The organism is Flavobacterium sp. W21_SRS_FM6 (assembly GCF_052119645.1).
GTDB lineage: Bacteria > Pseudomonadota > Gammaproteobacteria > Enterobacterales > Alteromonadaceae > Paraglaciecola.
The window spans coordinates 14,944-35,791 of record NZ_JBGQOM010000005.1 but is presented as its reverse complement, the minus strand read 5'-3'; the positions used below and the strand labels follow the sequence as shown (position 1 = coordinate 35,791).

The following is a 20,848-nucleotide window of genomic DNA, read 5'->3' as shown; positions in this document are numbered from 1 at the left end:
CTAAGTTTAATTGGTCAAATCGTCAAAAAACTTTTTAACCCCATCAAAAAAGCCACTTTCTTTAGGTCTGTTTTTGGCCACATCTTTGCCTTTACCCATAGACTCTTCAAGCTCTTCTAACAACTCTTTTTGGCGGCTACTAAGATTAACCGGTGTTTCAATTACCACCTTACAAATCAAATCACCCACATTACCACTGCGTACTGACTTAACACCCTTGTCACGTAAGCGGAACATTTTCCCAGTTTGCGTTTCGGGCGTCACTTTCAATTTTACTTTGCCTTCTAGGGTGGGAACTTCGATTTCTCCCCCCAAAGCCGCACGAGTAAAGCTCAAAGGAACTTCGCAGTACAAGTTATTACCTTCACGGGTGAATATTTTGTGGTCTTTTACATGTACTTGAACATACAAATCACCTGCTGGTGCCCCCATTTCGCCAGCTTCACCTTCGCCTGTTAAGCGAATACGATCACCGGTATCAACACCTGCGGGTACTTTAACAGATAAGGTTTTGGTTTTTTCAACACGTCCGTGGCCACGACATGAACCACAAGGATCTTTGATAATCTTGCCCTTACCCGAACAAGTAGGACAGGTTTGTTGCACAGCAAAGAAACCTTGGCGCATTTGCACTTGACCTTGGCCGTGGCACGTTGAACATGTAACGGGACTAGAACCTTTTTTGGCACCTGAGCCATCACAGGTGTCACATTCAACTAGGGTTGGTACGCGTATTTCAACGCTTTTGCCACGAACAGCTTCTTCGAGAGTCAGCTCAAGGTTGTAACGTAGATCTGAACCTTGGCGAGCTCGAGACTGTCTGCCTCCTCGACCGCCACCACCGAAAATGTCACCAAACACGTCGCCAAAAATATCGCCAAAATCGGCGCCTTGACCACGTCCACCACCACGATTGGGATCAACACCAGCATGACCATATTGATCATATGCCGCGCGCTTTTGCGAATCAGTTAAAATCTCATGGGCTTCTTGAATTTCTTTAAACTTTTCTTCCATGGCTTTATCACCCTGATTACGATCGGGGTGATACTTCATCGCAAGGCGTTTATAGGCCTTTTTTATATCGCGTTCGGCGGCGCCTTTGTCGACACCCAACACTTCATAATAATCTCGCTTCGACATATCGCTTGTGTATCCTGATAAGGTAAAACTTACTGTTGTAAACAGTTATTTAAAGATTTTCTAAAACAAACAAGGCGCAAATCGGTTTAGCCGCTGCGCCAAGTTTGTATCATTAGGCTAAGACTCACTGCTGGTTACAGTCAATGAGTCGCCCGGCAGACAAATTAAATAAGAATTACTTCTTATCGTCTTTTACTTCTTCAAACTCAGCGTCAACAACATCGTCATCTTGCTTAGCAGCGCCTGCATCAGTAGGCTCAGCCGCACCCTCAGAGGCCGCTTTGGCTTGAGCAACTTCCATCAATTTACCAGAAGCTTGAATTAACTCTTGCGTTTTAGCTTCAATCTCAGCTTTATCGTCACCTTTAATTGCGGTTTCAAGCGCCGTAATTGCAGTTTCGATTTCCGCTTTATCAGCATCGCTCAGTGCATCGCCTGCTTCTTCAACTTGCTTGCGAGTACCGTGTACCATGCCATCAGCTTGGTTACGGGCTTGCACTAATTCTTCAAACTTTTTGTCCGCATCTTTGTTTGCTTCGGCATCTTGTACCATTTTTTCTATTTCTTCATCACTCAAACCTGAAGACGCTTTGATAGTGATTTTTTGCTCTTTATTTGTATCTTTATCTTTTGCTGATACATGCAAGATACCATCAGCATCGATATCAAACGTGACTTCAATTTGCGGTGCACCACGCTGCGCAGGACGAATGCCTTCTAGGTTAAATTGACCTAGCGACTTATTGCCAGACGCTTGTTTACGCTCACCTTGTAGCACGTGAACCGTTACTGCAGCTTGGTTATCTTCTGCTGTAGAAAAGGTTTGTGACTTCTTGGTTGGCACGGTGGTGTTTTTCTCGATAAGCGCAGTCATGACACCGCCCATCGTTTCGATACCTAAAGACAGAGGTGTTACGTCAAGTAACAATACGTCTTTAACATCACCAGACAGTACACCACCTTGAATTGCCGCACCTACTGCAACTGCTTCATCAGGGTTTACGTCTTTACGTGGCTCTTTACCAAAAAACTCAGTGACATACTTCTGTACCAATGGCATACGTGTTTGACCACCAACCAAAATGATATCGTTGATATCACCTACTGATAAGTCAGCATCCGCTAGCGCTTGTTTAAGTGGCTCAAGCGTGGCTTTAACCATTTTCTCAACCAAAGATTCTAACTTAGCACGTGTCAATTTGATGGCTAAGTGCTTAGGACCAGAGGCATCTGCAGTCACGTAAGGTAAGTTAACTTCAGTTTGCTGAGCAGAAGACAATTCGATCTTCGCTTTTTCGCCAGCTTCTTTTAGGCGTTGCATTGCCAAAGGATCTTTACGTAAATCAATACCGCTGTCTTTTTTGAATTCTTCAACCAAATAGTTAATAACTTGGTTATCAAAATCTTCACCACCTAGGTGAGTGTCACCGTTAGTCGCTAATACTTCGAAGGTATGCTCGCCATCAGCTTCATCGATTTCGATAATTGAAATATCAAAGGTACCACCACCTAAGTCGTATACCGCAACAACGCTGTCGCCTTTTTTCTTGTCCATACCGTAGGCAAGTGCGGCAGCAGTCGGTTCGTTAATAATACGTTTTACGTCTAGACCTGCGATACGACCAGCATCTTTAGTTGCTTGGCGCTGTGAATCGTTAAAATATGCAGGTACCGTAATAACCGCTGCAGTCACTTCTTCGCCTAAGTAATCTTCGGCGGTCTTTTTCATTTTTTTCAATACTTCAGCAGAAATTTGCGGTGGCGCCATTTTCTCGCCTTTCGCTTCTACCCATGCATCGCCATTGTCAGCCTTAACGATGTTGTAAGGCATGATGTCGATATCACGTTGCACTTCTTTATCTTCGAAGCGACGACCAATCAAACGCTTGATAGCAAACAAGGTGTTTTTAGGGTTAGTAACCGCCTGACGTTTGGCAGGTGCACCCACTAAGATTTCACCATCTTGTGTGTAAGCGATGATAGAGGGAGTAGTACGATCGCCCTCTGCGTTTTCGATAACTTTGGCTTTGCCGCCGTCTAGTATTGCAATACAAGAGTTAGTTGTACCTAAATCTATGCCAATGATTCTACCCATTAGTTAATCTCCAAATATAGTTCTAAAAGCCTGTACACTTTGTGGGGTTATTATTTTTATTTTCAATATCTGTTAATAAAAATCTTATCCTTTTAGCGCACTTTTTTTGTTTGTTTGCTTAAGCTTGGACGTCGACACCACTTTCTGGTGCACGTGTGACCATAACCATCGCAGGACGTAATAAACGTCCGTTAATTTCATAACCTTTTTGCATCACTGCCATTACCGTATTAGGTGGTAATTCGGCATTTTCTTGCATACCCATAGCTTGATGTTGTTCTGGATTAAAAGGCTGACCTTGTGGGTCGATTACTTTTAAGCCAAATTTTTCAATGGTGTTGACAAAAGACTTGAGGGTCAATTCAACACCTTCAACCACACCTTTTATTGCTTCATTGGCAGGGTCAGCTACTTGTAAAGCACGCTCTAAGTTATCTGCAACAGGCAATAATTCACCGGCAAAACGCTCAAGTGCAAACTTACGCGCTTTGTCAATTTCACCTTCTGCACGCTTACGCACATTGTCAGCATCTGCAATGGCACGAACCACAGAATCTTTTTGCTCAGCAAACTTTGCTTCAGAAGCGGCTAAAGCCTCTTCAAGCTCAGCGATACGTTGTTGCTCTGGGCTTTGGAATTCTCCTTCAACCGCAGCATCGTCGCCGCTCATTTCTACTTGCTCAGCGGCTTGTGCCAACTCTTGTTCTTGTTCAGGGGTGGGTTTGGACATGCGTGACTCCGTTTTCTTTTCTCTAAGGCAATATGAATTGCTGCTATTAATGGGGCTTGTTTTAACGGCTTCAAGAGCAAAAACACGCTGATTTTGATTTTTTCTCACTAAATATGGCAAAGACTGACAAAAAACAGCGCTTTGCCCAATCTTGTAGAGCAGGTAAAGTATTGAGTAGTAAACAAATTAGGTTTAACTATGCTAAGTGTGTGGACCGTTTCCATTGCTGTTTTTTGTTATTTATTATTGTTGTTTGCCCTCGCCTTTTGGGCTGATAGGCGCTTTCGCGATCAGCAACAACATCCTTTTATTTACAGCTTAGCCTTAGGTGTGCACTGCACGTCTTGGGCCTTTTTCGGCACCACGACTCAAGCGGCTCAATATGGCTGGGCATTTGTGCCTACCTACTTAGGCATCATTTTAGTGTTTTTGTTTGCTCATCCTATTTTGAGACGCATTGCTTTGTTGTGTCATCAACATCAGGTGAGCTCACTCGCTGACTTTATCAGTCTGCGCTACGACAAATCACACCTATTGGCTGCCTTGGTGACTATCTTATGTTTTATCGGCGTTATTCCTTACATTGCCTTGCAGTTAGACGCTGTTACTCAAGGGATCAGTATTGTAGCGGGACTTGATGCAGGTTGGTCAGCCAATATAGGCTTATATGTTGCGGCGCTTATGGCCTTGTTTGCAATATTGTTTGGTACCCGTTCGTTAAACTTAACGGAAAAACATCCTGGTTTAATGTTAACCATCGCCTTCGAGTCAATTGTCAAATTAGTAGCATTAACGGTGGTTGGCTTGTACGTATGTTATGCATTATTTGATGGCGTGCTCGACCTACTGGGGCAAGCGAAGTTAAACCCAAGAAGTGCAAAAATAGTCGAAGCAGATACAGCGTACTGGGTCTTTGCCAGCCACGTATTGCTCGGTATTTGTTCAATGTTTTGTTTACCCCGTCAATTTCATATTAATTTTGTAGAAAACAATGGCAGCGAAGAATTACGCACCGCACGCTGGCTGTTCCCTTTGTACCTAAGCGCAATGTCCTTGTTTGTGCTACCCATCGCTATCGCAGGCCATATTATCTTTAGTGGTAATCCTGGGGACGCCAATTATATGAGTAGCGATGCCTATGCCCTTGCTTTGCCCCTTGTTAATGGTAATGCCAGCATTAGTCTTATTGCTTTTATTGGTGGCTTATCGGCCGCCACCAGCATGGTTATTGTCGCCACCCTTGCTACTGGGATCATGATTTCAAACAATTTAGCCACGCCGCTGTGGCTCAAAATTCAATTAAAAACCATGATGCAACATAATCTAACGCCGCGGGCTATTTTACTCATTCGCCGCATTACGGTGCTCGTAGTCATGGGGGTGGCATTTATTTACCATCAAGATATTAGTCAGTCTTCGCCATTGGTGAACAGCGGCATCATTGCTATTGCCTTACTGTCGCAAACCATGCCGATTATCATTGGCGGCTTATATTGGCAAAAACGCAATAAAATAGCTGCACAAATTGCCTTAGTGGTAGGCGCATGTTGTTGGTGTTATTGGTTATTGTGGCCGAGTATCAAGGCCAGTTACTACTTCGATGCGATACCCAGCGACCTGCAATTGGCCCAAGGATTTGCCTTAAGCTTGCTGGTGAATTTATCGTGTTTCTGCTTGGTTTCTTGGTTTTGGCCCAACCAGCGTCACACGGTAATACTTGATCCACAAACCTCGGCCTTCACCGCGCTAAACAAGGCGACTAAGATTGCCAACTTATTAGCCATTACCGAAAAAGTATTAGGTAAAGAGCGTCATCAGTCCTTGTTAAAACAGTTACCGCCTAATCAACATGGTGCCTATGCTAGCCCCAAATTACTCAACAGTATTGAAGGCGAATTAGCCAGTCAAATCGGAAATGTCAGTGCACGAATTCTACTTTCAGCGATTGCCGAGAAAAAGGATGTGGCCTTAGCCGAATTAGTGGAGTTGGTCGAAGAAGCCAATCAAACCTTTCACTTCAATCATGAAGTATTGCAATCTTCGGTGGAAAATATCCAACAAGGGATAAGTGTACTAGACAGTAACTTAACCCTACTTGCTTGGAATCAACGGTATATCGAACTATTTGCCTACCCTAATGGTTTTATCCATGTGGGCTTACCCATTGACGAATTATTGCGCTTTAATGCCAAACGTGGACTGTTTGGTGATAGTAGTGACATTGAACAAGAAATTACAAAACGCATCGACTATATGCGCACAGGCAGTCGTTACAAATATGTGCGTGAACAAGAAAATGGCCAAGTCATTGAAGTCAATGGTAGCCCTTTACCCGGCGGTGGTTTTGTTACAACCTACAGTGATATTACTGATTACATCAGTATTCAACAGCAATTGCAGCAATCCAAAGAGCAGCTAGAAAGCCGTGTAGAACAACGTACCCAAGAATTACAAGGCGCTAATGTGGCACTCGATGCTGCGCGTAAAGAAGCCGAGTTAGCCAACGAGAGTAAAACCAAATTTTTAGCTGCTGCAGGCCATGATTTAATGCAACCCTTTAACGCTGCCAGCCTATTTGCGGCCTTGCTAAAAGAGAAGGCCCCTAACCAAGAATTAGCTGACATGAGTCAAAGCTTAATACAATCTCTCAATAGTGCAGAAGAGCTATTAACCGCTTTACTGGATATGACAAAACTGGACTCTGGCGCGTTAAGTGTTAATCGACAAGTCTTTTTCGTCGACGATTTATTACGCCCGCTCGTCAATGAGTTTTCTTTATTAGCCCAGCAAAAAGGGCTGACCCTACACTACCTGCCCAGCTCATTAAGTATCATTTCTGATAAAAAATTACTGCGCCGTGTTATTCAAAATTTAATTTCTAACGCGATCAGGTATACCCAAGAGGGTCGTATCTTGGTGGCAGTAAAACGACAAGGTCAGCAATGCAAAATTCGTGTTATTGATACGGGGCAAGGCATCCCTAGAGAACACCAGCAAGATGTGTTTAAAGAGTTTAAACAACTTGATGGTCATCAAAATGGGCAAGGACTTGGCCTTGGTTTAACTATCGTTGAGCGGATTAGTGGCTTATTACAGCATTCGGTATACTTGCATTCTATCGTCGCAAAGGGCAGTTGCTTTGAAGTCACGGTGCCAAGGGGCACTGAAATATGGAGCCCTCAAAAGCCCGACACCAAAACGAGTATCGATAATTCCCTTTTGCTCCAGCATAAAACCGTGCTGGTAATTGAAAATGAGCCCCAGACCTTGGATGCCATCACGCAATTATTCAGTAATTGGGGTGCCACAGTTTGCGGTGCAAGTGATTTGGAACACGCGATATTGGTTTGTCCTGACAGACCTGATTTGCTTTTTTTAGACTATCACTTGGACAACGAACTGACTGGCGTCCAAGCCGCGAGATATCTGCGTCACCACTGGCAAAACAAGCACGCAGACCTGTTCATTCCCGGTATATTAAGTAGTGCAGATCGTAGTGAACAAACTCGTAAAGAAGCCATTGAAACATCGCTTCATTACTTACCCAAGCCCATTAAGACTGCAGCATTAAAACGCCTTATTAAACAACTCGCTGTGTAAACATCACTTTTTGGATATAGGTCGTAGCGTTTGAGCCGCAAAGTGAAAGACATCTCGCACTGCCTCTAAGCTCACTCTACCTTGGCTGAACATTGGCTTTTACCTGATCTTGTGATGCTGCGCCTGTTTGCAAGGCCTCCTCTTCTTTATCACTTATGGCGCTTAGTAAGCTCTTGTTTTGCTCTTTTGTCAGCGGATAGATGCGACTTATAAAGCATTTAAAACTGACATTTTCCGGTGTATAAACTGAGTCAAAGCCGGTACTCAAGCTTCCTGACATACGAGAGTTAACCACGAGGGTAGGCGAAAAAGCCAAATCGTGGCAGCGATTAGCAAGTTTAACTAAGTAAGACCTAAAAGGTGATGAGCGTAAGATCACATACTGATCACTCAAAGCACTCCAACTATCTAAATTAAATGCCGAGATAGAACTGCGCTGTTCAAGATTTTCTGCCGTTATGTAACCGTCAATGAGGGTTGATTTTTCTGCCTCAGATAATTGACGGGTCGCACATCCACCTAATACGAGTAGGCTCATCAGTACAAAAATATACTTTTTCATTATTTATCCATTATTAACTTTAAGCTCATGATTGTTCTGAACCTCCTGCCTGCCTATTAGTTCCCCAGAAATAAGATGGATTACAATACCTTACATTTTACCCAAGCTTATGACACGCTTTCCACCTCAGCAGAAAAGCAATATAGTGCTGCACAAACAAGAAACCAGCCCAATTATCAAGGAGTTAAGAATGAGCATTACTCAACGCTCACGTATACAACTAGGTGCCTCAGTCTCTGTGGTACTTAAAGCGGACCAACGAAGTGGTAAATTAACCCAAGGGATAGTAAGACGTTTATTGACCAACTCACTTCATCACCCTCATGGTATTAAAGTGCAATTAGAGGATGGCCAAGTGGGCCGTGTGAAGGAAATTCATGACAATTAGCCCGTTCTCGACATAAGTCACTTAGCGTTGATTTATTCTGCTATCAACAGTTGCTTGAACATGACGCCTGCCTGCGTGCGATTGTTAAACCCTAGCTTGTGTAGGACCGCTGATACATGTTGCTTAATGGTTGATTCACTTACATCCAACTCGTAAGCAATTTGTTTGTTTAATAAGCCGTCAGCCATCATTTGCAACACTTTGAATTGATGTGGAGTAAGTTGGGTCAGTTTGTTAGCAAAGTCTTTATCAGCTTGGCTGTCCAATTGCGCTACTTGATTAATCATATCAGGCGGCACCCACAACTGCCCTTCTAGGATGTCACGCACCGCATCACCGATGACAGGTAAAGGCGTGGATTTGGGAATGTAGCCACTTGAGCCATAATCAATGGCTTTGCGCACTAATGCGGGATTTTCTTCTGCAGATACAATCACCACGAGAATGTCCGGGTATTTATTCCGCAAGGTGGTGAGCCCCGTTAGGCCGTCATTTCCGGGCATTTTTAGATCTAAAAAGATCAATTCAACATCAGGATGAGACTCAAGCAAGCCTAAGGTGTCATCAAACGATGAAGACTCTAGAATATTACTGCCTAATATGCCCACAACCGCTTGTTTGAGCGCTAAGCGAAACAAAGGATGATCATCTGCAACGATGGCTTTGGTATTCATACTGTTCAGTTCTCTTGCCACTAAGTGAGTTTTATACAATGCTAATAAGAGGAAAACAACCAGCATACTCCGAGCGACACCTTCCATCAAAGGTCAACATGCTCAAATAACAAAAAAGCGACCTAAACCTCAGGTCGCTTTGCTTGGACACACACTAAAAAACTCGGTTTAAATCAATAAAATTAGAAACGATAACCCAAGGTAAGACTCACGGTGCGAGGATCACCGTAATAACCGATTAAGGTGTTATCTCCGCCTAAACCAGGAGAATAAGTACCATCGCCGTTGTCGCCAACAAAGTTATATCCACCCACTAAATACTCTTTATCAGTAAGGTTTTTACCATGCAGACTCGCATACCAATGTCCCTCTTCATGTTGCCAACTGACACTCATATTCAACATTCCGTAACCCTTTTCTTGCAATAAGTCGCTGTCTTCAAACAAACGGTAATCATCACGATAGTAGTAGTTAGCGTTAATAACAAAATCCCCTACGCTGCTTTCTAATACATAGTTAGCCGCAAAGTTCATGGTGTAGTCAGGGGTATTCGAAATACCTAACAACGGCGGCACGGCGTTGTTTTCTTCAATTTTTGAGTCAAAGGTCCCCAGCGCAATATCAAAGGTCAGATTGTCTGTCGCCACATACGTAACTTCAGCTTCAATACCTTTAGCAGAAGTGGCGGCCACGTTGGCCAAATATTGATTTAACACGGAGGCATCATCACTTGGGATCACACCGATGTATTGACGGTCTTTATGATCCAATGAAAAGTAAGTTAAATTAACACGTAAATTATCTGACCAATCACTTTTCATCCCTACTTCAATTGAGTCAACAATTTCCGGATCAGCCGCGGGTTCATTCACCGTTGCACGTGGATTAAAGGTGCCAGATTTAAAGCCTTGTGAATAACTAGCAAAAAACATTAGGTCAGGATTTGCTTGATACTCCAGGCCAACTCGTGGCGTAAAACGTGACCAACTCTTGGTTTTAGGTGCATCTAAAATACCGTCATTATTGGTATCTTCACCCAATACTTGTGGCACTAAATCACCATCAGGACGCACATAGCCTGGCACCCAACCAGACTGAGGATATACCGCAGCAAACACCAATCCGTTATTTACATCTGCTTCTTTTTCTTCATTGGTGTAGCGCGCACCCAGCGTTAACGAAAGCGCCGCCGTTAAATCAAACGAACCCTGTACATAGGCTGCAGTACTTTTACTGTTATTACAGCCTGATACTTCACGAGTTAAACCCGGTGTACCAAAGGCCGCGCGTCCTAAAAAGCCTAAAATAGCCTCAAATTGACCACATGATTCACCGTCGTAAGCATAAACGCCACCGACCATTGACATACCATCACCACGATAATTTAACTGAATTTCGTGAGTGGTATTGTTGTCGTCATAAACAGCGGGCACATCGAAGATATCCAAAGGCGTATTATCAAAGTCAATATTGGTAGGCGAATAACTTTCGCGTCTTGAACCGATATACTTTAGTGAAAATTCATCAGTAATATCCCAATTCGCGGTCAAGCTAATGCCTTCTAGTTCGACTTTGTTTTCAGTGGGCAAACTGGTGTACGAGTCAAATACGCTGTCAGGAACAGGCGCATTGGTCAATAAACTCGGCAACAAACGATAGCCACCTTTGGCATTAGAATCATCAGTAGTTTTGTCCCAGCTTAATCTAAAAAATACGTCATCACTTGGCGTGAACTCAAGGGTCAAACGGGCTGCCGTGAGATCTTTGTTGTAGTTTTCCATATCTTGATTATCGAGTGCCGAAATCAAGTATTCACCAAAACCATCACGATTTAGATTTGCATAACCAAAACCAACAAATAACCTGTCTTCGATGATGGGGTATTGCCCTGTTACCTTTACATCGCGTTGTGAGTAGCTACCGATTGTGCCTTGCACATTCATTTCCGCATCACCGCTCATGGGTTTAGTCACGTATTTAATGGCGCCACCAATAGTATTTTTACCATAAAGAGTGCCTTGAGGGCCCCGCAATACTTCTATACGAGAGACATCCAGTAAATCTATTACCGCACCTTGGGGACGTGCGACATACACGTCATCAATGTAAATACCAACGCCAGGCTCGTATCCCCAAAGTGGATCTTGTTGACCTACACCACGAATAAAAGCGGTTAGGGTTGAGTTTGTACCACGGCTGTTTTGCAATGTGGTATTGGGAGAAAATTGTTGTATTTCTGTTAATACCGCAATGCCTTTTTCGTCCAGTTCAAGTCCCCCGATGGAGGTCACAGAAATGGGCACTTCTTGCAAACTTTCAACAGTTTTACGTGCGGTTACTTCTATGCGTTCCAATCCTTTCTTATCTGCGGCAGCGCTTTGTTCTTGCGCCATTGCAGGTAAACCAGCTAAGCCAGTAGCGACGGCTAAAGCGCATAGTGAACGAGGATATTTAATTGATGAGCGGGTAGAAAAAAATGTGTTACTGGTGCTTTTCATAACGAGTCCTGTTTACATGATTTTAATTATTTTTTTACGTTTAGGCTACGATCGGATGCACTTTAGAACAGTTCTTATCAAAGGTATCTAGTACCATAGTACTATGGGAAAATGAATCTTCTCATCACACAATACGCTGACTTTACGGTAGGTCTACGATCATTGACTTAACTTTAAAGGATAGCTGTATGCTCAGTTTACTCGGTTTATTAGGCGGATTAGCCCTGCTAATTGTGTTAACAATTCGCGGTACCAATTTGTTTATTGCCGCCCCCCTTTGTGCATTAATAGTGGCACTGACAAGTTCAATTCCAGTGTTTGTGGGTGATAGCAATTTTGTCACACTGTATATGCAGGGATTTGCGGGTTTTATTGCATCATGGTTTTTTATGTTTTTGCTTGGCGCGCTATTCGGCAAATTTATGCAGGATTGCGGCGCAGCCGACGCAGTATCTCATTGGATTGTGGGAAAACTGGGCAGACAAAACGCAGTGATAGCGGTTATTTTAGCCTGTGCCATTTTAACCTATGGTGGCGTTAGTTTATTTGTGGTGGCGTTTTCGGTTTACCCTATGGCAGTGAGTTTATTTAAAGACGCCAACTTACCGAGACGTTTTATTCCTGCTGTTCTTGCCTTTGGCTCTGTCACCTTTACTATGACCTCAGCAGGCTCACCAGAAATTCAAAACTGGATCCCTATTAAATTTTTGGGAACCTCACCCTTTGCGGCGTGGGAAGTGAGTTTAGTGGTAGCCCTATTCATGGCAACTTTTGGTTATTGGTGGTGCAAGCGCATGATTAATGCAGCCGTTGCCAATGGCGAATGTTTTGAACATCAAGCTCATGACCCAGTGATCGTTGAGCGTAAACTACCTCACCCCATCACCGGAATTGTGCCCTTGTTAGTGGTACTGGTATTGTCATTTCTATTGCACGACAGCTTACAACAACTGGCCTTAATCGTTGCCTTAGGTGGTGGTGTTTTAGTCTTGGTGGCGATTAACTATCGGTATTTTCTCAATATTCAAGAAGCCATTAATGTGGGCACCACTGGGGCACTAGTTGCTATTGGGAACACTGCAGCTGTAGTGGGTTTTGGGAGCATAGCCAAATCCACTGATGCATTTCAAACTGCGGTGGAATTAATGACCCAAATTCCGGGTTCACCACTGATTGGTGCAGCTATTGCGATTAGTGTAATTGCCGGAATGACAGGCTCTGCATCGGGAGGTCAAGCGATTGTCTTGCCACTTATTGCGCCCCATTACATTGACCAAGGTGTTGACCCAGAAGAACTTCACCGCATTGTAGCAATTTCCTCTGGAGCTTTAGACTCCTTGCCTCATAACGGTTATGTTGTCACCACAATCAGAGCGATTTGTCATGAAACTCATCAACGCGCCTATTGGGCAGTCGGGGCGCTAACAGTTGTTGTGCCTTTATTAGGGCTTAGTTTGGCGGTGGCCTTATTTTCAGTGTTTTAATATAGAGAAGAGAAATAAGAATGTTGTATAAATCAATCGCACTGGCCTGCCTGCTGCTCAGCGCTGCCCCTCAAGGCGAGACTCTGGTGACCAAGAAGCAATTTCATGCCGACACCTTTACCACCTTTGGCGGTAGCATCATTAACGATGTCAAAATAGGCTATGAGAGTTACGGAAAACTTAATAAACAAAAAGACAATGCTATTTTAATCACCCACTATTTTTCGGCTAACTCTCACGCAGCAGGAAAATATGCAAGTGATGATCCCCAAGCTGGGTATTGGGACGCAATTATTGGTCCGGGCAAAGCCATCGACACCGATCACTATTTTGTCATCAGTGTGGATAGCTTGGTTAATTTAAATGCTAATGATCCTAATACGATTACCACCGGGCCTGCTTCAATTAATCCTGATACCGGCAAACCCTACGGGCTAAGCTTTCCGGTAGTGACCATTCGAGATTTTGTGAACATACAAAAAGCCGTGCTCGAATCATTAGGTATCAAGCAATTATATGGGGTCGTGGGCGCATCAATGGGCTCCATGCAAGCGATTGACTGGGCGGCAGCCTATCCGGATTGGGTACCTCGCATGATTTCTGTCGTAGGTAGCGGTGAAACTGACGATTGGTCTAGTAGTTTATTAGAGCAATGGGCTATTCCTATTCGTCTGGACCCGAACTGGCGACAGGGTGATTATTATGCTTCAAGCCCCCCCTTAGAGGGCCTTACAGCAGCTTTGATGTTCATTACTCAAGCGGCGCTAAGCCCAGAATTTTTTAATCAAGTGGCGTCAACAAGCGATATAGATCATCAATCGTCACAACAAGCCATTTTGCAAGACATCCATCAGTCCCCCGCTATTGTGTGTTGGTTACGTGAACGAGCGCAGCAACGTGCGCGATTAATGGACGCCAATCACTTACTGTATTTGGTCAGGGCAAATCAATTATTTGTTGCAGGCCATCAAGGTGAGCTTGCCAAGGGACTGCAAAATGTGAAAGCCAAAAGCCTGTTTTTACCCGCTAGTAATGACTTATTGTTAATGCCCTATTTAGCTAAACGAGCCCATCAAACCTTATTAGCATTAGGAAAACAGAGTGAGCTAATTGAGTTAGAGGGAAATTTAGGACACTTAAATGGGGTGTCGTTAATTAGCCAGCAAGGCGACAAAATAAAACAATTCTTAGCGCAATAAGGAAGCAACATGACCTACAAACTTATTTGTTTAGCTTTAAGTATCAGCGCTGGCAGCGTCATAGCTGCGCCGCAAAAACTGGATCTTTCCTTGGAGCAAATCAGTGTTTCAGGACTCTCTAGTGGCGGTTACATGGCCAATCAGTTTCATCTTGCTCATTCTGATTGGGTAACAAAAATCGGTATCATTGCCGCAGGTCCCTATTACTGCGCTCAAGGCAGCATCAAAACTGCTCTCGAGCAGTGTGTAAATCAAGTGCTAAGCCCCATTGACTTAAATCACTTAAACAGTGTGGCAAACACCTATGCGACGGAAGAAAAAATATCTCCCCTTACTAACCTTAAAAAAAGTAAAGTATGGCTTTTTCACGGAGCCAATGACAATAAAGTAAAACAAGAAGTCAGTGACGCACTCTATGAGCAATACGTAGAATTAGCAGGCAAAGAAAATGTCAAGTACGTCAACGACCAAGCCGCCTCACACCTGTTTCCTACACTGAGTGAGGGCAGCGATTGCCAGCAGTCAGTTTCGCCCTATATTGGCAACTGCCAATATGATGCAGCGGGGGAAATGTTCGGCTATTTGTTTGATGATTTTGCGGTTCGGGTCGACACGCCCCAAGGGCAAATAGTAGAACTTGATCAACAACAACTTGGCGGTGAGTCGGCAAGCACGCTGGCTGATCTTGCCTACGCTTATGTACCCAAAAGCTGTGCTGCAGGTGAAAGCTGTTCGCTACACATTAGCTTTCACGGCTGCAATCAAAATTCACAAAGCGTGGGAACCCAATATGCCCAGCTCAGTGGTCTGAATAATTGGGCTGACAATAATCGAATGGTGGTGCTCTACCCCCAAACTAAAAACTCAACCTTCATGCCTCTTAATCCTCAAGGTTGCTGGGATTGGTGGGGTTATACCGGTGCAGAATATGCCACGCAACAAGGTCAACAAATCCAAGCGGTTATTCGTATGGCCCGCTCATTACAACATTATTCTATTCAACAATAGGCCCAACTATGCTTTCAAAAAACATCCTCATTACCGGCGGAGCCAGTGGTATCGGTTTTGGTATCGCCCAACAACTCGCCACCTTGGGCCATCAAATCATTATTGCTGATTTGCAGCTTAACACCGCGCAAGAGGCGGCACGCAAACTCAGCGATGCGGGTTATTCGACCTCAGCCATAGCAGTAGATGTCAGCCAAGCAGAGCACGTTGCCGCCTTGCCAGGACGATTGTCTCCACTAAAAATAGATGTGCTGATCAACAACGCGGGTATTCAACATGTTTCTCGAATTGAGGACTTTCCGGCAGATAAATGGCAGCAATTAATTAATATTATGTTGGTGGGGCCGGCCTTGATGACGCAAGCATTCTTGCCATCCATGCGCGAACAAAACTTTGGTCGGATAATCAATATTGGCTCCGTCCATTCGTTGGTTGCTTCACCATTTAAATCAGCTTATGTAGCCGCCAAACATGGTTTATTAGGCTTTGCTAAAACCATTGCCTTAGAAACCGGCGATTGTAACATTACTATTAATACTATCTGCCCCGCTTATGTTCGAACGCCATTAGTAGACAAACAAATCGCTGCCCAAGCCCTTGAACACGGGATCAGCGAAAATGACGTTGTTAACAAAATAATGTTAGAGCCTATGCCGAAAAAATCCTTTATTGAAATGGATGAATTGGCGGCTACTGCAGCTTTTTTAATAGCTGATACTGCCCGCAATATAACGGCGCAAACCATGGTCATTGATGGTGGCTGGACGGCCAGATAAAACTACATTGCCATTGGACATCAGCACAGTGGTATTAAGCAGGTAAAAAGACAGGACACTCATCCCTAAATGAGAGGGATGCGTGTCCTGCTGATATGCTCTATACACATTGTAACGCGTTACAAGGTGCCGATAACGCCTTCTCTGCGTTTATCAGCCGCCCCTTCTAAGGAGCCGTCTGATTTACGCAAAATAACACTTAATCCTGAATTTTCGCCTTGCGAGGCATCGACGTTAAATCCTAGGTTTTGCATCGTTGTTATGACGATGTCAGGGGTCAGCTCTTTTTCTAATCTAACGGTTTCACCTCGTGCCACCATATTGGGCAAATCAACCGCATCCTGAGCACTTAGGCCCCATTCAAATACACCCACCAAAGTTTTCACGGTATAAGCAATGATGTTATTACCACCCGGTGAGCCAGTTGCCATTAAAAACTCGCCGTTTTGGTCTAGTACAATCGTAGGTGACATCGATGAACGGGGACGTTTTCCTGGTGCCACCGCATTCACAATTGGCAAACCTTCGTCATCCACGGGCCTAAATGAAAAGTCGGTTAACTGATTGTTTAAAAACATGCCGCCTGCCATCCGCGTGGTGCCGAAAATACTTTCCACTGTTGCGGTCATCGATACCACATCGCCCTTAGCATCAACTATTACAAAGTGAGTGGTGCCGTGCACATCATGAGTCCCGTCTTGACCGGTTAAACGAGTTTGCAGTTGATCATTAAAGAGCCAAGGATCACCTGCCGAAATCGACGCCAAGCTCTTGTTCCCCGCTAATAACATGGCACGCTCTTTTAGGTAATCTTTGTTTAACATGCCGTAAATCGGCATATCGATAACACTTGGATCAGCAATAAATTGGTCTCGGTCTGCATACGCTAATTGTTGTGCTTTCGCCAGCAAAGCCCAATTGTTAGGATCATCCATTCCGGCCGCACTAAAACCTTGGCTGTGTTCAAGTAAGCCCATGATCATCCCCACTGCTACCCATGATGAAGGTGGCGGCGCACCACATATTTGGGTTTGGTGGTAAGGCTGACAAAGCGCCTCACGTTTAATGGCTTGATAAGCGGCAATATCGGCTACGGTTAGTGTGCCAGCTCTTGGCGAGCGTTGAACCATATCAGCTATTTGCTTGGCAATATCGCCCTCGTAAAATGCCCTTGGATCCTGTGCCACAATCTCCAATGTTTTGGCATAGTCTGGATTTTTTAATAAATGTCCCACCGGGAAAGGCTGGCCTTGATCATCAAAAAAGTAGTGATATGCGTCTGTTGGACCTTCTTCAGGTGTACTTGGGATATATTTTCCAAAGCGTTCTAGCATACCAAATAGCCGCGGCGAAATTTCAAAACCATGGGTCGCCAGTTGACTCGCAGCACCAAAAAGTTCTTTCCATGGCAAACGGCCTTGTTCTTGATGGGCTAGTGACAGCATAGACACCATACCAGGAGCGCCAGTTGATAAGCCGCTATTTTTAGCCAAAAGAAATCCGATTGGCTCGCCTTTTTCATCTAAAAACATGTCGGGAGTGGCGCCAGCGGGTGCCGTTTCGCGGCCATCATAGACTGATAGTTTTTTACTCTCGTTGTTAAAATGCACCATAAAACCACCGCCGGCTAAGCCCGAACTTTGAGGCTCCACCAAGCTAAGCACGGCCTCTATTGCTACTGCGGCGTCAACGGCAGAGCCGCCAGCCTTCAATACCTCTAATCCGGCTTGAGTCGCATAAGGATTTGCTGTGACGACCATAACCGGTGCGGATTTTTTCGCTTCAGGCAATGGTTGATTAGAACCTTCAGGCTGCAACAACTCAGGTTTTGAACAAGCAACTAAGGTGCTCGATACTGCAACAAACAGCATTAAGGGTAATTTCATTGATATAACCTTTTGAAAACGTAAATTAAACAGAGGCAATGAGAGTAATTGCTCAAAGCCAAATATATGCCAAGTCTCAGTAGAAATGACGAAACCTTAAATAAGCCAGCAGACCTATCGAAAAAGCGACAATTCGCTTATTTTAACGGCTCAAAACTAGCGGCCACTTCACGTAGCTGCACTAGATTAGTGCCTGATGCTCTAATGCTAACATTCCTTTGCTACTATTCCCTCAGGATCTCCGCACGTACTTCTTTGTTTTGAAGCCTTGCCATGCCCTTAATAACTCGGGCAGATTGCATGATGTTTTTCGCCAATGAGTGAGCAATTACACCAACTTTTCTAGTTTGGCATGCTATTAAAAAACATAAGACATTGATTAAAAAGGTAAATAATAGTTGGTCTGATCCCTGCTTTATCTTCTACGCTTATTGAGTGTTTACTTAATTGATTAGATTTATAAAAGGAGAAAAAAATGGATGAAGGCATGTTGTTTGTACTAATTATTTTATTTGCGTTTGTATTACCCATTGTGATTATTGGCACTTGGACATCCCACAAAAAGGACATGGCGAAACTAAACGCGAACTTGAACGACTCTGAAAAAAGTAATATCAAAAATGAGTTAGCAGCAGTTAAGTCTAGACTAGAAGTATTAGAGGCCATCGTAACGGATAAAAAATATCAGTTATCAGAAGAAATTTCAGGTTTGCGTAGCGCAGAAAAATCATCAATGAATTAAGGGGCTCAACTGCCACTATGGGCTATTCCCTATGGGATAGCCCCTATGAAATAGCCCCTACTCTTTAAGGATAAATCCAAGGTGTGGTGGCTTATTTTCATTAATTATCTTTTAAATATTGATCTCGATAAGGGCCTTGTGGTCTGATTTACCCCTCTATGGTTTTTATGTAAGGTTTCGTTTTGAACGACCCTATTATCCCTCTCGTCGCTGTTGGTTTAATCTCAATAGCATGTCAATTTTTTGCATACAAAATTAAACTTCCAGCTATATTGCCTCTCCTCGTAGTCGGCATAATAGTTGGACCTGTTACCGGTATGCTAGATGCCGATGCTCTATTTGGTGAGCTTTTATTTCCAATCGTTTCCCTCTCTGTTGCCATTATATTATTCGAAGGTGCCCTAACCTTAAAATTTGAAGATTTGAGCGGGCATGGCTCTATGGTGCGCAACCTCTGCACCATTGGTGTACTTATTACGTGGGGTATTGTTGCGCCAGTGGCTCACTATGCTCTAGGCATGTCGTGGGAACTGGCCTTTTTATTTGGCGCAATTGTTACGGTAACAGGACCTACTGTTATTATCCCAATGTTAAGAACGGTCAGACCCAGCAGTAAAATCTCAAATATCTTACGCTGGGAAGGCATCGTCATCGATCCAATCGGCGCACTACTGGCCGTATTAGTTTTTGAATTTTTAGTAGCAACGCAAGACCCCTTAAGTCATACCCTCTATGCCTTTGGCGCGACTTTAGCCGTTGGATTTGGCATCGGCGCTTCTATGGGTTATTTAATGGGAAAAATGCTACGGAATAATTGGCTGCCCCATTATTTAATTAATACCGCGGTATTAACGCTAATGTTAGGCGCATTTGCCGGTTCTAATTTGCTGGCTCACGAATCGGGATTACTAACAGTAACCATAATGGGTATGTTTCTGGCTAATATGCGGGACGTTGATGTTGACGATATACTTGAGTTTAAGGAAACCCTCAGTGTGCTGTTAATTTCAGGGCTGTTTATTTTACTCGCCTCGCGTATCAGCCTCGATTCTCTGATTCACGTGGGCTGGGGCTCTATTTTTGTATTAATTGCCATTATGTTTGTCGCACGCCCCATATCAGTATTTGTTTCATCGATAGGGACTGGTCTGAAATTTAGAGAATTAGCCTTACTGAGTTGGATTGCCCCCAGAGGTATTGTTGCGGCAGCCGTATCCGCTTTATTTGCTTTGAAACTTGAAGCACTCGATTATGGCCAAGTTGACCTGTTGGTGCCAATGGTCTTTTTGGTGATCATCACCACCGTTGTCATCCAAAGCTTAAGTTCGGTGCAAGTAGCCAAATACTTGAAAATGCGCTCACCTGCACCAAATGGTTTTCTGATTTTTGGCGCTGGCATGTTTAGCCGCATGTTTGCCAAAGAATTACGGGCTTATGATGTGCCCGTGTTATTAGCTGACACTAACTGGGATGCATTACGCTTAGCAAGAATGGATAACATTACTACTTACTTTGGTAATCCAATGTCAGATCATGCCTCACGCAAGCTTGATTTAACGGCATACCGTAAAGTCTTGATCATGTCGCCTTACAAACAACTTAACCCTATGCTCACTTATCACTTTGAATATGAACTGGGTAAAGGTACGGTGCTGGGATTAAGTAACAATGAACAACAACAACGACCCAGTCACCAAGTGTCAGGCTCCTACACTAAAAATTTAGGTTTATTTGATGATGGTGTGACTTACGGAAAACTCGCTAGCTGGGCAACCAAAGGCGCTAAAATTAAAACCACCCGACTGTCTGAAGAGTTCAACTTTGAAGCGTATCAGCAAGAGTATGGTGAACGCGCACTTAAATTAGCCGCGATTGATACTCAAGGTCGCGTACAGTTGTTTACCACAAATAGTGCAATTAAACCCAAGGCTGATTGGCGCATTATGAGTCTGATTACGGCGGAGAAAAAAGTAGAAGAGCTTACCTTGGAGGAACGTCAATCTAAAAAGCGTGATGAAAAGTCAATTTCCGCAGATGAGGCCCCAGCCAGTAAAGCGTGAATT

The 20,848-nt window shown here is 43.9% G+C and carries 15 protein-coding genes; 8 read left to right on the top strand and 7 right to left on the bottom strand.

Annotated elements, in window-relative coordinates:
• Positions 1-6: 6 nt before the first annotated feature.
• From dnaJ to grpE, 3 genes are all read right to left on the bottom strand, one after another.
• Positions 7-1,143, bottom strand: coding sequence for a molecular chaperone DnaJ (dnaJ, locus tag ACEN2L_RS09840; protein WP_306020171.1), 1,137 nt, complete (start codon positions 1,141-1,143; stop codon positions 7-9).
• A 175-nt stretch (positions 1,144-1,318) separates the two neighbouring features.
• The gene (gene dnaK, locus ACEN2L_RS09835; protein WP_306020170.1) at positions 1,319-3,238 is read right to left on the bottom strand and encodes a molecular chaperone DnaK; all 1,920 of its coding nucleotides are present in this window, start codon (positions 3,236-3,238) and stop codon (positions 1,319-1,321) included.
• Positions 3,239-3,356: 118 nt separating this feature from the next.
• Positions 3,357-3,968, bottom strand: coding sequence for a nucleotide exchange factor GrpE (gene grpE / locus ACEN2L_RS09830; protein WP_306020169.1), 612 nt, complete (start codon positions 3,966-3,968; stop codon positions 3,357-3,359).
• Positions 3,969-4,166: 198 nt separating this feature from the next.
• On the opposite strand from grpE, the gene ACEN2L_RS09825 reads away from it, so the two are divergent.
• Complete coding sequence (locus ACEN2L_RS09825) at positions 4,167-7,568, top strand: PAS domain-containing hybrid sensor histidine kinase/response regulator (RefSeq protein ID WP_441743467.1); 3,402 nt, start codon at positions 4,167-4,169, stop codon at positions 7,566-7,568.
• Between the two features lie 76 nt (positions 7,569-7,644).
• Here ACEN2L_RS09825 and ACEN2L_RS09820 read toward each other — a convergent pair whose 3' ends face one another.
• On the bottom strand, positions 7,645-8,130 hold the full coding sequence (locus tag ACEN2L_RS09820) for a DUF6491 family protein (RefSeq protein WP_441743466.1): 486 nt from the start codon (positions 8,128-8,130) through the stop codon (positions 7,645-7,647).
• 190 nt (positions 8,131-8,320) lie between these two features.
• Here ACEN2L_RS09820 and ACEN2L_RS09815 point away from each other — a divergent pair, with 190 nt between their 5' ends.
• Positions 8,321-8,518, top strand: a complete 198-nt coding sequence (locus tag ACEN2L_RS09815; protein ID WP_441743465.1) for a YwbE family protein — start codon at positions 8,321-8,323, stop codon at positions 8,516-8,518.
• A 32-nt stretch (positions 8,519-8,550) separates the two neighbouring features.
• Here the strand turns inward: ACEN2L_RS09815 and ACEN2L_RS09810 are convergent, their stop codons facing one another.
• Both ACEN2L_RS09810 and ACEN2L_RS09805 read right to left on the bottom strand, forming a co-directional pair.
• The gene (locus tag ACEN2L_RS09810; RefSeq protein ID WP_306020165.1) at positions 8,551-9,192 is read right to left on the bottom strand and encodes a response regulator; all 642 of its coding nucleotides are present in this window, start codon (positions 9,190-9,192) and stop codon (positions 8,551-8,553) included.
• A 182-nt stretch (positions 9,193-9,374) separates the two neighbouring features.
• Positions 9,375-11,690 carry a TonB-dependent receptor gene (locus ACEN2L_RS09805; RefSeq protein ID WP_441743464.1) on the bottom strand — a complete coding sequence of 772 codons (2,316 nt, stop codon included), beginning with the start codon at positions 11,688-11,690 and terminating at the stop codon, positions 9,375-9,377.
• Between the two features lie 188 nt (positions 11,691-11,878).
• On the opposite strand from ACEN2L_RS09805, the gene ACEN2L_RS09800 reads away from it, so the two are divergent.
• The 4 genes from ACEN2L_RS09800 to ACEN2L_RS09785 are packed head-to-tail and all read left to right on the top strand — an operon-like array spanning position 11,879 to position 16,157.
• The gene (locus ACEN2L_RS09800) at positions 11,879-13,174 is read left to right on the top strand and encodes a GntP family permease (protein ID WP_441743463.1); all 1,296 of its coding nucleotides are present in this window, start codon (positions 11,879-11,881) and stop codon (positions 13,172-13,174) included.
• A 20-nt stretch (positions 13,175-13,194) separates the two neighbouring features.
• The gene (locus ACEN2L_RS09795; RefSeq protein WP_441743462.1) at positions 13,195-14,373 is read left to right on the top strand and encodes an E22 family MetX-like putative esterase; all 1,179 of its coding nucleotides are present in this window, start codon (positions 13,195-13,197) and stop codon (positions 14,371-14,373) included.
• A gap of 9 nt (positions 14,374-14,382) precedes the next feature.
• Positions 14,383-15,381, top strand: a complete 999-nt coding sequence (locus tag ACEN2L_RS09790) for an extracellular catalytic domain type 2 short-chain-length polyhydroxyalkanoate depolymerase (protein WP_441743461.1) — start codon at positions 14,383-14,385, stop codon at positions 15,379-15,381.
• Positions 15,382-15,389: 8 nt separating this feature from the next.
• Positions 15,390-16,157 (top strand): 3-hydroxybutyrate dehydrogenase, encoded by a 768-nt coding sequence (locus tag ACEN2L_RS09785; RefSeq protein ID WP_441743460.1) that lies wholly within the window; start codon positions 15,390-15,392, stop codon positions 16,155-16,157.
• A gap of 119 nt (positions 16,158-16,276) precedes the next feature.
• Here the strand turns inward: ACEN2L_RS09785 and ggt are convergent, their stop codons facing one another.
• Positions 16,277-18,043 carry a gamma-glutamyltransferase gene (ggt, locus tag ACEN2L_RS09780; RefSeq protein WP_441743459.1) on the bottom strand — a complete coding sequence of 589 codons (1,767 nt, stop codon included), beginning with the start codon at positions 18,041-18,043 and terminating at the stop codon, positions 16,277-16,279.
• 475 nt (positions 18,044-18,518) lie between these two features.
• Between ggt and ACEN2L_RS09775 the strand changes: the two genes are divergently transcribed.
• Together ACEN2L_RS09775 and ACEN2L_RS09770 are read left to right on the top strand one after the other, a co-directional pair.
• Positions 18,519-18,785: a hypothetical protein gene (locus tag ACEN2L_RS09775; RefSeq protein WP_441743458.1), complete on the top strand. Its 267-nt coding sequence runs from the start codon at positions 18,519-18,521 to the stop codon at positions 18,783-18,785.
• Positions 18,786-18,967: 182 nt separating this feature from the next.
• Positions 18,968-20,845 (top strand): cation:proton antiporter, encoded by a 1,878-nt coding sequence (locus ACEN2L_RS09770; protein WP_441743457.1) that lies wholly within the window; start codon positions 18,968-18,970, stop codon positions 20,843-20,845.
• Positions 20,846-20,848 lie beyond the last annotated feature (3 nt).

Coding starts and splice junctions, on each gene's coding strand:
- ACEN2L_RS09800 (WP_441743463.1), top strand. CDS start 11,879: ATGCTCAGTTTACTCGGTTTATTAGGCGGATTAGCCCTGCTAATTGTG.
- ACEN2L_RS09775 (WP_441743458.1), top strand. CDS start 18,519: ATGGATGAAGGCATGTTGTTTGTACTAATTATTTTATTTGCGTTTGTA.
- ggt (WP_441743459.1), bottom strand. CDS start 18,043: ATGAAATTACCCTTAATGCTGTTTGTTGCAGTATCGAGCACCTTAGTT.
- dnaJ (WP_306020171.1), bottom strand. CDS start 1,143: ATGTCGAAGCGAGATTATTATGAAGTGTTGGGTGTCGACAAAGGCGCC.
- ACEN2L_RS09795 (WP_441743462.1), top strand. CDS start 13,195: ATGTTGTATAAATCAATCGCACTGGCCTGCCTGCTGCTCAGCGCTGCC.
- grpE (WP_306020169.1), bottom strand. CDS start 3,968: ATGTCCAAACCCACCCCTGAACAAGAACAAGAGTTGGCACAAGCCGCT.
- ACEN2L_RS09790 (WP_441743461.1), top strand. CDS start 14,383: ATGACCTACAAACTTATTTGTTTAGCTTTAAGTATCAGCGCTGGCAGC.
- ACEN2L_RS09820 (WP_441743466.1), bottom strand. CDS start 8,130: ATGAAAAAGTATATTTTTGTACTGATGAGCCTACTCGTATTAGGTGGA.
- ACEN2L_RS09805 (WP_441743464.1), bottom strand. CDS start 11,690: ATGAAAAGCACCAGTAACACATTTTTTTCTACCCGCTCATCAATTAAA.
- ACEN2L_RS09815 (WP_441743465.1), top strand. CDS start 8,321: ATGAGCATTACTCAACGCTCACGTATACAACTAGGTGCCTCAGTCTCT.
- ACEN2L_RS09785 (WP_441743460.1), top strand. CDS start 15,390: ATGCTTTCAAAAAACATCCTCATTACCGGCGGAGCCAGTGGTATCGGT.
- ACEN2L_RS09810 (WP_306020165.1), bottom strand. CDS start 9,192: ATGAATACCAAAGCCATCGTTGCAGATGATCATCCTTTGTTTCGCTTA.
- ACEN2L_RS09825 (WP_441743467.1), top strand. CDS start 4,167: ATGCTAAGTGTGTGGACCGTTTCCATTGCTGTTTTTTGTTATTTATTA.
- dnaK (WP_306020170.1), bottom strand. CDS start 3,238: ATGGGTAGAATCATTGGCATAGATTTAGGTACAACTAACTCTTGTATT.